Annotated in this window: 15 protein-coding genes; 7 read left to right on the top strand and 8 right to left on the bottom strand. The window is 69.5% G+C overall.

All coding sequences use genetic code 11. The features are described 5' to 3' along the window. Positions 1–5 precede the first annotated feature (5 nt). From ACO227_RS08960 to ypfJ, 3 genes are read right to left on the bottom strand one after another with little or no spacing between them, the layout of a single operon-like run. Complete coding sequence (locus tag ACO227_RS08960) at positions 6–818, bottom strand: hypothetical protein (RefSeq protein WP_423607014.1); 813 nt, start codon at positions 816–818, stop codon at positions 6–8. A 3-nt stretch (positions 819–821) separates the two neighbouring features. Continuing rightward, complete coding sequence (locus ACO227_RS08955) at positions 822–1,295, bottom strand: GreA/GreB family elongation factor (protein WP_423607013.1); 474 nt, start codon at positions 1,293–1,295, stop codon at positions 822–824. A 16-nt stretch (positions 1,296–1,311) separates the two neighbouring features. Further along, a complete protein-coding gene (ypfJ, locus tag ACO227_RS08950; RefSeq protein WP_423607011.1) occupies positions 1,312–2,208 on the bottom strand; it encodes a KPN_02809 family neutral zinc metallopeptidase in 897 nt (298 codons plus the stop codon). Between the two features lie 118 nt (positions 2,209–2,326). Here ypfJ and ACO227_RS08945 point away from each other — a divergent pair, with 118 nt between their 5' ends. The 4 genes from ACO227_RS08945 (at position 2,327) to ACO227_RS08930 (ending at position 6,266) form a co-directional block, all read left to right on the top strand. Next, on the top strand, positions 2,327–3,472 hold the full coding sequence (locus tag ACO227_RS08945) for a patatin-like phospholipase family protein (protein WP_423607010.1): 1,146 nt from the start codon (positions 2,327–2,329) through the stop codon (positions 3,470–3,472). A 16-nt stretch (positions 3,473–3,488) separates the two neighbouring features. After that, a complete protein-coding gene (locus tag ACO227_RS08940) occupies positions 3,489–4,274 on the top strand; it encodes a 3-hydroxybutyrate dehydrogenase (RefSeq protein ID WP_423607008.1) in 786 nt (261 codons plus the stop codon). Position 4,275: 1 nt separating this feature from the next. After that, positions 4,276–4,890 carry a DUF4893 domain-containing protein gene (locus ACO227_RS08935; protein WP_423607006.1) on the top strand — a complete coding sequence of 205 codons (615 nt, stop codon included), beginning with the start codon at positions 4,276–4,278 and terminating at the stop codon, positions 4,888–4,890. A gap of 62 nt (positions 4,891–4,952) precedes the next feature. Beyond that, the gene (locus ACO227_RS08930) at positions 4,953–6,266 is read left to right on the top strand and encodes an amidohydrolase (RefSeq protein ID WP_423607004.1); all 1,314 of its coding nucleotides are present in this window, start codon (positions 4,953–4,955) and stop codon (positions 6,264–6,266) included. A gap of 3 nt (positions 6,267–6,269) precedes the next feature. Here ACO227_RS08930 and ACO227_RS08925 read toward each other — a convergent pair whose 3' ends face one another. The 3 genes from ACO227_RS08925 to ACO227_RS08915 all read right to left on the bottom strand — a co-directional run bounded on the left by ACO227_RS08925 (position 6,270) and on the right by ACO227_RS08915 (position 8,034). After that, positions 6,270–6,845 carry a hypothetical protein gene (locus tag ACO227_RS08925; protein ID WP_423607003.1) on the bottom strand — a complete coding sequence of 192 codons (576 nt, stop codon included), beginning with the start codon at positions 6,843–6,845 and terminating at the stop codon, positions 6,270–6,272. Positions 6,846–6,888: 43 nt separating this feature from the next. Further along, positions 6,889–7,164, bottom strand: a complete 276-nt coding sequence (locus ACO227_RS08920; RefSeq protein ID WP_423607001.1) for a hypothetical protein — start codon at positions 7,162–7,164, stop codon at positions 6,889–6,891. A gap of 126 nt (positions 7,165–7,290) precedes the next feature. Then, positions 7,291–8,034 (bottom strand): Bax inhibitor-1/YccA family protein, encoded by a 744-nt coding sequence (locus ACO227_RS08915; protein ID WP_423606999.1) that lies wholly within the window; start codon positions 8,032–8,034, stop codon positions 7,291–7,293. Between the two features lie 118 nt (positions 8,035–8,152). Between ACO227_RS08915 and thpR the strand changes: the two genes are divergently transcribed. Then, positions 8,153–8,692 (top strand): RNA 2',3'-cyclic phosphodiesterase, encoded by a 540-nt coding sequence (thpR, locus tag ACO227_RS08910; RefSeq protein WP_423606997.1) that lies wholly within the window; start codon positions 8,153–8,155, stop codon positions 8,690–8,692. An 8-nt stretch (positions 8,693–8,700) separates the two neighbouring features. On the opposite strand, the gene ACO227_RS08905 is transcribed toward thpR, so the two are convergent. Next, on the bottom strand, positions 8,701–9,294 hold the full coding sequence (locus ACO227_RS08905) for a superoxide dismutase family protein (RefSeq protein ID WP_423606996.1): 594 nt from the start codon (positions 9,292–9,294) through the stop codon (positions 8,701–8,703). 71 nt (positions 9,295–9,365) lie between these two features. Further along, positions 9,366–10,259 (bottom strand): tyrosine recombinase XerC, encoded by an 894-nt coding sequence (locus ACO227_RS08900; protein WP_423606994.1) that lies wholly within the window; start codon positions 10,257–10,259, stop codon positions 9,366–9,368. 73 nt (positions 10,260–10,332) lie between these two features. Between ACO227_RS08900 and ACO227_RS08895 the strand changes: the two genes are divergently transcribed. After that, positions 10,333–11,061, top strand: coding sequence for an alpha/beta fold hydrolase (locus tag ACO227_RS08895; protein ID WP_423606992.1), 729 nt, complete (start codon positions 10,333–10,335; stop codon positions 11,059–11,061). Beyond that, positions 11,058–11,822, top strand: coding sequence for a hypothetical protein (locus ACO227_RS08890; protein ID WP_423606990.1), 765 nt, complete (start codon positions 11,058–11,060; stop codon positions 11,820–11,822). The genes ACO227_RS08895 and ACO227_RS08890 overlap by 4 nt, the downstream gene beginning before the upstream one ends. Positions 11,823–11,840: the final 18 nt, after the last annotated feature.

Genomic DNA, 11,840 nt, shown 5'->3' with positions numbered 1-11,840 from the left:
GCGGTTCAGCTTTCGGTGTAGCGGAACAGCAGCCAGTCGCGACCGGTGAGCAGGTCCGCAAGCTCCCGCGCCGCAAGCTCCGGCGTGTCCGCGTAGAGGTCGCAGAGCGCGGCAGCGAGACGATGCGCGTCCCCATCGGTCAGCGGCAGGTCGCGGCGGAATCCCAGGAAGCGCGACCCGATCCCGAACAGGGCAAGGCCATGTTCTGCCTCCAGATATCGTGCCACCGCGTGATTCTGGAACGGGTTGAGGTCCCCTTGGAAATAGCCGTTGGGAAAGGCCGCGATCATGTCCGCGGCGGATTCGACCGGGACGAACTGGAAGAGAATCCCCTTCTCCCGCGCGATCCCCAGCGCGGCTTCGGGATCGCGATTGAAGGTGACGGGATCGTTCGCATCCCCGGTCGTCTTCCACTGGAGCTCGCCGCGGACTTGCTCCAGGCCGACCGATGCCGCGCCGCGCCGCAGATTGGCGAGGCGAATGGGGAATTCGGCCGGTGTGCTCAGATACCCAGGATGCGCGCCGTCCTCGAACAGGTCGCCCAGCCGGGAGAGGTCGTGGCCCTCGACATCGTCGAGTCCGTGCACCTCCGTGCCGTGACCCGAGGTGTAGCCGGCCTGGCCGAGATCATCGAGCGACGCGAGGACGCGATGGCGGGGGTGCTCGGCCTGCAGCCGGGCATGCAGCGCCAGCAGTTCGGCGAAGGTGGGGAGATTGTGCGCGGTCACGCCATCGCACAGCAATTCGTTGAAGAGGCGAGGCCGAGCCTGCGCGAACGGGACGAGCTCGACCGACTTCCGCCGTTTCAATCCGAACATTGCCTAGGCCCCGTCGGGAATCGCTTGCGTGGCGACCACCTCGATCGCCTCGGCCCGGCCGTTGAAATCCACGCGTTCGCCCGGCTCCGCCCCCAGCATCGCAGCCGCCAGCGGCGCCTGGAACGCGATCCGGTCGGCCGCCGGTTCGGCCTCGTCATGCCCGACAATGTCGATCCGCCGTTCGCGCCCGTTCAGCCGGAAGCGCACGCGTGACCCGATCGCCACCAGATCGTCGCCCGGCACCGGCGCGAGCTCGGCGGTGGTCTGGCGCGTATGCCAGTAGCGCAGGTCGCGCCGCAGCGCCTCGCGCGCCTCCTCGTCGGTGGCCGCGGCGGCGGCAGCCTCGAGCTCGGCGACGCGCGCGTCGATCAGCGCCAGACCACGCGCGGTCACGAGATTGGGGCCGGGCGGGATCGGTAGCTCGAAGCGAGGTTCCTTGTGCGCCTCGTCGCTCTCCCGCCGGAATGCGACGCTCACTTCGCGGCCGGGCGCATCAGATCGCGCCCTGGAAGGTATCGCACTGCGCCGGGTCGCCGGTCTCGAGCCCCCGCCGCAGCCACTGCATACGCTGCGCCGAGGTGCCATGGGTGAAGCTCTCGGGCACCACCGTCCCCTGCGCCTGCTTCTGCAGCGTGTCGTCGCCGATCGCCTCGGCGGCGCGCATCCCTTCCTCGATGTCGCCCGCTTCCAGCCGGTCCTTGTTGCGCGCCGCCCAGACGCCGGCATAGCAGTCCGCCTGCAGCTCGACGCGCACCGACATCGCGTTGCCCTCGGCGCGGCTCATCCGCGCTTGCGCCGCGCGGACCCGCTCCATCGTGCCGGTGATGTTCTGGATATGGTGCCCGATCTCATGCGCGATCACATAGTTCTGCGCGAAGTCGCCCGCGGCGCCGAAGCGCTGCGCCAGCTCCTGGAAGAAGCTGGTATCGAGATAGACGCCGCGGTCCGCTGGACAATAGAAAGGCCCGGCCGCCGACGAGGCATTGCCGCAGCCCGACTGCACGCTGCGCTGATAGAAATTGAGCACCGGCGGCTGATAGCGCGCGCCCTGCGCCGCGAAGAGCTGGTTCCAGGTCTGCTCGGTGCTGGTCATCACGCGGCATGCCTGTAGCTCGGCGGGCGTGTCGCAGGGCTTGTTCGCCCCCACCTGCTGCTGGCCGCCGCCGCCCGGCGCGACGTCGCCGGTGAGCAGCCCGCCGCCGCCGCCGATCGCCATGAAGATCGCGACGCCGATCGCGATCAGCGCGATCGTGCCGCAGCCGAGCCGGCTGCCCAGCAGCATCGGCAACAGCCCGAGCAGGATATTGCCGCCGCCCCCGCCAAAGCCGCCGCCGCTGCCCTGCCCCAGATCGCGGACATTTTCACTGGGATCGAGATCGTCGAGCCGCATGGCGGGCACCCCTTCGTCATTTCCTGCCCGTGACAATGCCCCAAGCCGCCATGCGTTGCACGCCGATTTGCGCATAACGCGATTGCCCTCGTCGCTGCGGCGCGGCATGACCGGCGCCATGGCCGATGCCGAACCGCAACGCCGAAGGTCGAAGGGCGCGCGTCCGCTCCCGCTGCCCGATTGCGTCGCGCTGGTGCTCCAGGGCGGCGGCGCGCTCGGCAGCTACCAGGCCGGGGTGATCGAGGCGCTGGCCGAGGTCGAGATCGAGATCGACTGGGTCGCCGGCATCTCGATCGGCGCGGTCAATGCGGCGATCGTCGCGGGCAACCCGCCCGAGCGCCGGGTCGAGCGGCTCACCGCCTTCTGGCAGACGGTCACCAGCGCGCTGCCCAGCTTCCCGATCTTCCCCCAGGACGAGGTGCGCGAGGCGGTGCACGAATGGTCGGCGGCGATGGTGCTGGCACAGGGCGTTCCCGGCTTCTTCCGCCCGCATCTCTTCCTGCCGACGATGGCGACTCCGGGGAGCTGCACGGCGCTGAGCTTCTACGACAGCGAGCCCTTGCGCTCTACGCTCGACTCGCTGATCGACTGGGACCTACTCAATGACGGCCCGGTGCGCCTATCGGTCGGGGCGGTCGAGATCGAGAGCGGCAATTTCCGTTATTTCGACACGACCCAGGAGCGGATCGACGCGCGCCACATCATGGCCTCGGGCGCGTTGCCGCCGGGCCTCCCGCCGATCGAGATCGACGACAAATATTATTGGGACGGCGGGCTCGTCTCGAACACCCCGCTGACGCACGTGCTCGACCACCAGGCCGAGCCGATGCTGGTGTTCCAGGTCGACCTCTTCTCTTCCGTAGCGGTGATGCCGCGCACGATCACCGACGTGATGGCGCGCGAGAAGGAGATCCGCTTCTCGAGCCGCACGCGCCAGGTCTCGGCCGAGCGGATGCGGCTGCGGCAGGAACGCGAGGCGATCCGCAAGGTGCTGGCCAAGCTGCCGCCCGAGCTGCACGATGATCCCGATGTCGCAGCGCTGCGCGCGGTGGCGGACGAGAAGCCGGTGAGCCTCGTCCATCTGATCTACCGCGCCAATGCCTGGGAAGGCGGCAGCCGCGACTTCGAATTCTCCGCGCGCTCGATGCGCGAGCATTGGGAAGCCGGCCGCATCGACACCGAGCGCACGATGGCGAACGCGCGCCTCGTCGCCAGCAACATCATCGACGGCCATACCGCCGCCTTCGACCTCGCCAGAAGCTAGCAGCCAAGGAGTCCCCATGTTCCTCAAGGGCAAGTCCGCCATCGTCACCGGCTCGACCTCGGGCATCGGCCTCGCCATCGCCAAGGCGCTCGCCGCCGAGGGCGCGAGCGTGATGATCAACGGCTTCGGCGACGCCGCGGCGATCGAGACCGAGCGCGCGGCGCTGGAGACGGCGGCCGGCGCCAAGGCGCTCTACGACGGCGCCGACATGAGCAAGCCCGACGCGATCTACGCAATGGTCGAGCGCTGCCACGCCGAGCTCGGCGGGCCCGACATCATCGTCAACAATGCCGGCATCCAGCATGTCGCGGCGATCGAGAACTTCCCGGTCGAGAAATGGGACGCGATCATCGCGATCAACCTGTCCAGCGCCTGGCACATGATGCGCGCCGCGGTGCCCCACATGAAGGCGGCGAAATGGGGACGGATCATCAACACCGCCTCGGCGCACAGCCTCGTCGCGAGTCCCAACAAGTCCGCCTATGTCGCCGCCAAGCACGGAATCGCCGGCCTCACCAAGACGATCGCGCTCGAGACCGCGACCGACGGGGTCACCGTCAACTGCATCTCGCCCGGCTATGTCTGGACGCCGTTGGTCGAGAACCAGATTCCCGACACGATGAAGGCGCGCAACATGACGCGCGAGCAGGTGATGAACGACGTGCTGCTCGCGGCGCAGCCGACCAAGCAGTTCGTCCAGCCGGAACAGGTCGCCGCGCTGCTGGTTTTCCTGTGCCGGGAGGAAGCGAGTGCGATCACCGGCGCGAACTATACCATGGACGGCGGCTGGACGGCGGCCTGAGATGCGCGCCGCCGCCCTCCTGCTCGCCCTGGCCCTCGCCGCCTGTTCCAAGAATGGCGGCCTGCAGCTCGTCAAGGAAGCGCCCGAGACGCGCTGGCGGATGATCACCACCGATCAGGACCGCGACCGGCTGCGCAACTGGCGCAAGGCGTGGGTCGAGGCGCTGCCCAAGGCGCGCGCCGCGAACGCCGCCGCAATCGCCGCCGAGGGCGCATTGTTCGAGCCCGACCAGGCGCTCGGCCGCGCGATGCCACCCGCGGGCGACTATAAATGCCGCACCTTCAAGCTCGGCGCCCAGCGCGAGGGGATGCGCGACTTCACCGCCTATCCCTGGTTCAACTGCCGCATCGGCCGCGAGGGCGAGATACCGACCCTGGTCAAGCTCGACGGATCGCAACGCCCGACCGGCAGGATCTATGCGGAAACCGATGCGCGCGTGATCTTCCTCGGGGCGCTCGAACTTGGCGACGAGACGATCCCGCTCGATTACGGCCAGGACGTCAAGCGCGACATGGCCGGCTATATCGAGCGCGTCGGGACGGCGCGCTGGCGGCTGGTGCTGCCCTGGCCCACCTTCGAATCGCAGCTCGACCTGATCGAACTCGTCCCCGCCTGAACGCCCAGCTTACCCGTGATTGGACATTGCGCCGCCCTGTCGGCCCCCTAGGCTAGGATCCCATGAAGCATTTCCTCATCGCCGCGGCGAGCGGCCTCGCCTTCGCGCTCCCCGCTGCCGCCGATCCCGTCCGCGACGCCACCGCGAAGGAGCTGCCCTCGCTGATGGCGCTCTATCGCGATCTCCACGCCAATCCCGAGCTCAGCCAGCATGAGGTGAAGACCGCGGCGAAGATGGCGGCGGAGGCGCGCAAGGCGGGCTATGCCGTGACCGAGAAGGTCGGCGGCACCGGCGTGGTCGCGGTGCTCAAGAACGGCGAGGGGCCGACGCTGCTGATCCGCGCCGACATGGACGCGCTGCCGGTGACCGAGGAGACCGGCCTGCCCTTCGCCTCCAAGGTGCGCGGCAAGACACCGGAAGGCGTCGAGACCGGCATCATGCATGCCTGCGCGCACGACACGCACATGACCGCCTGGGTCGGCACGCTGCGCAATCTCGCGGCGATGAAGGACCGGTGGAAAGGCACGGTCGTGATGGTCGCCCAGCCCGCCGAGGAGAGCAGTGTGGGCGCGCTCGCGATGCTCAAGGACGGGCTATACGAACGCTTCGGCAAGCCCAGCCACGCGATCGCCTTCCACAACAGCGCCGCGCTGCCCGCGGGGACGATCGGCATCCGATCCGGCCCCACCTTCGCCAGCGTCGATTCGGTCGACATCCTGGTCAAGGGCGTCGGCGGCCACGGCGCCTATCCCGCGACGACCAAGGACCCGATCGTGCTTGGCGCGCGGATCGTCTCGGCGCTGCAGACTCTGGTGAGCCGCGAGGTCGATCCGCAGGAGGCCGCGGTGGTCACCGTCGGCAGCTTCCAGGGCGGCACGCGACACAATATCATCCCCGAGCAGGCGCTGATGCTGCTCACCGTGCGCGCCTATACCCCGGAGGTGCGCCGGCAGCTGCTCGACGGCATCACGCGTATCGCCAGGGGCGAGGCGATCGCCGCGGGCATTCCCGAGGACCAACTGCCGGTGGTCAAGGTGCGCGAGCCCTTCACGCCTCCCACCGTCAGCACCGAGGCGTTCGCCGGCGAGCTCAAGGCGCTGTTCACGGCGCGTTTCGGCGCGGACCGGGTGCGTGACATTCCGCCGACGATGGCGGGCGAGGATTTCGGCCGCTTCCACATCGCCGATCCGTCGATCCAGAGCGTGATCTACTGGGTCGGCGGCGTGCCGCAGGACAAATGGGATGCGGCGCAGGCGGCGGGCGGCAGGGGCCTGCCCTCGCTGCACAGTTCGAAATGGGCGCCCGACGCGGAAAAGGTGATCGGCACCGCCGCGGAAGCGATGACCGCCGCCGCGCTCGACGTGCTCAAGCGCTAGGGATCAGCTGCCGACGCCGGCGAGCCCGGGGTTCGCCGCGAGATAGGGCGCCGCAGGCTTGTCGATCACCGCGACGCGGCCGGCGTTGAGCGCCGCGATCGAGCGGGTGAAGCTGCGCGGCTTCTTGATAAGCTTCTTGTCCTCGACCACGCGCAGGCCCGCGCGGCGCATCGCCTCGGCGACGAAGTGCACGCAGTTGCGGCGGTTGATGTTGTAGCTGTTGTTGCCCTTCTCGCCCCATTCGGCGACCAGCCGGACCAGCGAGTCATATTGCGCGTCGCTCACCGGCGCGGAGAAATGCGCGATGCTGCGCGAGACGTACTTCTTGGTGGTGTAGTCGATCTTCCCGCCGACGGTGCCGAGCAGCATCGCCGGGGTCACCGACTTGGGGGTGAAGCCCCATGCGCCCTGGACGGGCTTGCCGCCGCGATCGGGCGTGCCGTGGACGGTGAAGAAGGCGTGCGGAAAGTCCCCGCCATTCTCATAGGACCAGAAGGTGACCGTGACGCGCGCCTGGGCGGGGACGGCGGCGAGCGCGACGAGCAGCAGCGCGGCGAGGCGGGCGATCCGGTGAAGCATGCGCGCCTCCTACCGGACCGCCCGCCGCCCGGGCAAGCGCGGGTTACTCGCTTTCGGCCTTCTGGCGGCGCTCTTCGGCGATCTTCCGCTCCTTCTCCTCGTCATAGCCCGAGGAGGACGGCGGCTGGTGCGAGTGCACCGGCTGGGTCGTCGCGGGCGGATCAGAGGCATCCATCGATTCGTCGAGCGCGCGATCGAGCCGCGCCTGCCTGTTCTCCGGGTTCTTCTCCAGCCGTTCCTCGATCGAGCTGTCGGTGCCTGCGTCGCCGGGCTTCACGCTCGCCTTGTCGCCATCGTCCTTCGGTGTGTCGTCTTTCATGATCCAACTCCGGTGTGTCGGCATGAAAACGCGCGGGCGAAAGCCGCGGTTCCTTTGCGCATGCGCAACGAAAAGGGGCCCAGCCATCGCTGGCCGGGCCCTCCCGATTCCGGATTTCCGGAGCGATCAGTCGCGGTTGCCGATGATGCTCAGGATGAACTGGAACATGTTGATGAAGTCGAGATAGAGCGACAGCGCGCTCATGATCACGACCTTGCCCACCATGTCGGTGCCCGCGACATAGGCGTACATGCTCTTGATACGCTGCGTGTCATAGGCGGTGAGGCCGGCGAAGATCAGCACGCCCGCGAAGCTGATGATCAGCGACAGGGTGCTCGACTGAGTGAAGATGTTGATGATGCTCGCCACGATCAGGCCGATCAGGCCGACGATCAGGAAGCTGCCGAGGCCCGACAGGTCCCGCTTCGTGGTGTAGCCGTACAGGCTGAGGCCGGCGAAGCCGGCCGCGGTGGCGAAGAACGCCTGCGCGACCGAGGCGCCGGTGTAGCGCAGCAGCAGCGTCGACAGCGACAGGCCCATCAGGACCGCGAAGCCCCAGAACAGCGCCTGCAGCGTGCCGGTGGACATCCTGTTCTGTCCGAAGCTCATCGCCAGCACGATGGCCAGCGGCGAGAGGATGATCAGCCAGGCGAACGGACCGCCATTGGCGAACACCGAATAGGCCATCGAGGTCTCGCCGCCCCATGCGAAGAGCAGCGCGACGATGCCGCTGAGCAGCACGCCCGAGGCCATGTAGTTGTAGACCGAAAGCATATAGGACCGCAGCCCCGCATCGTACGCGACATCGCGCGCACCTGCGGCCGTCGCGTACGGCGCGGCGGTCGTCCGGGGATCAGACCAGTTAGCCATCTCAAACTCCTTTGCCCGGCGCATCCCGCCGGATGAGGCCGAATATCATGGTTCCGGGCCGGACTTTCAAGGAAAACCGGCGTCGCGCGCGCCGGCATAAACGGTTAAGAGCCAGGCCATGCATCGTCTGTTCGTTGCGCTGCGCCCGCCCGAGGCGATCCGCGAGCGGCTGCTCGGCCTGATGGGCGGCGTGCCGGGGGCGCGCTGGCAGGACGACGACCAACTTCATCTGACACTGCGCTTCATCGGCGAGGTGGGGACGCACGCGGCCGAGGACGTCGCGGCGGCGCTCGGATCGGTGCGCCACGCGCCGCTCGAGCTGCGCCTCGACGGGTGCGGCATGTTCGACAGCCGCGGACGGCCGAACGCGCTCTGGGCCGGCGTGTCGCCGCGCGAGCCGCTCGCGGCGCTCCACCGCAAGGTCGACCAGTCGATCGTGCGCGCCGGGCTCGAGCCCGAGCGGCGCGCCTATCTGCCGCACATCACGCTCGCGCGCATGTCCGGGTCGGCGGGACCGGTCGATCGCTGGCTCGCGGAGCATGCCGCGGTGGCGAGCGCACCGTTCACGATCGACACGATGATCCTCTACGAAAGCCGCCTCGGCACCGGCGGCGCGAGCTACGAGCCGGTCGAGCGCTATCCGCTGATCGGCCCGTAGCCCCGATTTCAGCCCGCCGCGAACACGCCGCAGGCGACGCGGTCGCCACTATTGCCCGAGGGATCGGTCTTCTGGTCGTCCGGTCCTGCATGGACGACGAAGGCCGAGCCGTCGGCGTCGAGCAGCTGCGCCATGGTGCCCGACTTGAGCACGAAGGTCAGCGTGCCGGTGCCGTCGTCGGCGACGGTCAGGTTGGGCATGTCGCCGGCATGCGCGCCGTCGGGATTCTCGAGGCCATGCTTGGCGTTGCCCGGGTTCCAGTGGCTGCCCGCGGTCTCGAACTTGGGGCCTTCGCACTTGCCCGTCATGTGGACATGGACGCCATGGTTGCCGGCGGTGATGCCTGTCACCGACACGGCGACGCTGAGACCCTCTGGCGTCACGGTCGCGATCGCGCTGCCCGCCGGGGTGCCGTCGGCCTTCTGGAGCGAGGCGGTGGCGGTCTCCGCCGCCTCGGCACCGTTCTCGATCGGAAGCGTCTCATTCTCCACCGGCAGCGCGGTGTTGGCGGGTTCGTCGCTGTTCGCCACCGGCGTGGTGGTGCCGCCGCAACCCGCAGTCGCGAGCGCCAGCGCGACGATCGCGCAGCCATATCGGATCATTCGAAACCTCCTGTTGCAGACCGAACCAGACGCAATGACCGGGTTTCCAGAAGGTTCCCGGCATCCGCACGTCACGCCCGGGGATGGGCGTTGCGATAGACGTCGAGCAGATGCGCCGCGTCGACCGCCGTGTAGATCTGCGTCGAGCTGAGACTCGCATGGCCGAGCAGCTCCTGCAAGGCGCGAAGATCGGCCCCGCGCCCGAGCAGGTGAGTCGCGAAGCTATGGCGCAGCGCATGCGGGGTGGTGCGCGGCGGCAAGCCCAGCCTCGTGCGTGCGGCACGCACCGAGCGGCGGATGATCGCGGGCGAGAGCGGTCCGCCGCGCGCGCCACGGAACAATTGTTCGCCGGGCGCGGTGCCATAGGGGCAGCGGCGGACATAGTCCTCGACCGCCTCGCGCACCTGCGGGAGCAGCGGCACGATCCGCGTCTTGCCGCGCTTGCCGGTGACGCGCAGCGTCTCGCCGAGCGGGAGCACCGCGCCGGTCAGCCCCATCGCCTCGCCGATGCGCAGCCCTGCGCCATAGAGAAGCAGCAGCACGGCGAGGTCGCGCGCCGCGATCCAGGGCTCGCGCGCGTCGTCGGCGACTTCCTCGGCCAGCGCCACCGCCTCGTCCGGCGCGATCGGGCGCGGCACGCCCTTCTTGACGCGGGGACCGCGCAGATGCGGGATTTCCGCGCCGTCCTCGCCGCCCGCGAACTTCAGGAAGGCCCGCACCGCCGACAGCTCGCGCGCGGCCGAGACGTTGGCGAGGCCGTCGCCGCGACGATGCGCGAGATAGGCGCGCAGGTCCGCGGTGCTCACGCGCCCGAGCGCGGCGCGCGTCACCGCCTCGCCCCAATGGCGGCCGAGGAAGGCCACCAGCCGCACCGCCGTCGCCTCATAGGCGCGCACCGTATGCGCCGACCGGCGCCGGTCGCGTGCGAGATGCTCGGCGAACAGCAAGGGCAGCGGGCGTTCCATTGGCCGACCCTATCGCGACGGATTCGCGCCGTCACGGTTCAATCCTTCGGCGTTCGCGCCTATGGACTCGCGCATGCAGAGCATCAACCGCGACGGGATCGCCCTCGCCCATCATCACACGCCCGGCATCGGCCCGACCATCGTCTTCCTGCCCGGCTATGCCTCGGACATGAGCGGGAGCAAGGCGGTCGCGATCGAGGCATGGGCGCGTGCGAGCGGCCGGGCGTGCCTGCGCTTCGACTATGCCGGCTGCGGCGAGAGCGGCGGCGCGTTCGAGGCGCAGACGCTGGCGAGCTGGCGCGACGACGCGCTGGCGATGGTCGACCGCGCGACCGAGGGGCCGGTCGTGCTCGTCGGCTCGTCGATGGGCGGGTGGATCATGCTGCTCGTGGCGCTGGCGCGGTCCGAGCGGGTGGTCGCCATGGTCGGCATCGCCGCCGCGCCCGACTTCACCGACTGGGGATTCACGCCCGAGCAGAAGTCGGTGCTGCGCGAGCAAGGCCGGCTGGAGGAGCCTTCGATCTATTCGCCCGAGCCGACGGTCACCACCCGCGGCTTCTGGGAATCGGGCGAGGCCAACCGGCTGATGCACGGGCCGATCGATCTCGCGATTCCCACCCGCCTGATCCACGGCCAGCGCGATCCCGACGTGCCGTGGGAGCACAGCGTCAAGCTCGCCGACCTCATCCGTTCAGACGATGTGCAGACTGTGCTGGTCAAGGACGGCGACCACCGTTTGTCGCGCCCGCAGGACATCGCCCTGATCCTGAACGCGATCGAGGATGTTAGCGCCACGCCATGATGTTGTTCCTGCTCGCCCAGATCGCCGCGCCCGCAGTTCCCGCGCCGCCGCCGACCGCCGGCCCGCCCGCACCCGAGCAGCAGCGCTGGGAGGATTGCGTCGAGCTCGCCGTCGGCGACCCGGCGCGCGGCATCGCCGAGGCGGAGCGCTGGAGGATCGCCGGCGGGCGCTTCCTCGCCCAGCAATGCCTGGGCATGGCCTATGCGAGCCAGCGCCGCTGGATCAGCGCGGGCGGCGCGTTCGAGACCGCGGCGCGCGAGGCCGAGGCGGCGCGCGATGTTCGCGCCTCGAAATATTGGGCGCAGGCGGGCAATGCCTGGCTCGCCGCGGCCGATCCGGCCAAGGCGCGCACCGCGCTCGACGCCGCGCTGGCGACGGGCAATCTCGCCGGGCTGGAGCTCGGCGAGGCGCATCTCGACCGCGCCCGCGCACTGGTCGCGGCGGGCGACCTTGGCGGCGCGCGCGCCGATCTCGCACAGGCGGTGCTCAAGGCGCCGGCCGATCCGATGACCTGGCTGTTGTCGGCGACGCTTGCCCGCCGCACCGGCGACCTGCCGCTCGCGCAGCGCCACATCAAGGAAGCGCTCGCGCGCGCCGATGATGACGCCTCGGTCCAGCTCGAGGCCGGCAACATCGCCGCGATGAGCCGCGACGAGGCGGGCGCGAAGGCCGCATGGGAAAGGGCCGCGCAGCTCGCCCCTGGCACCGAGCAGGGGATCGCCGCGCGCGCCGCGCTCAAACAATTCGGCGCGGCGGAATAGACTCTCGCGCGGCGAGCC

It is taken from the genome of Sphingomonas sp. MS122 (genome assembly GCF_049532975.1).
GTDB lineage: Bacteria > Pseudomonadota > Alphaproteobacteria > Sphingomonadales > Sphingomonadaceae > Sphingomonas.
Note: the sequence above shows the minus strand (reverse complement) of the source record. Positions and strands in the feature narration are given on the sequence as shown.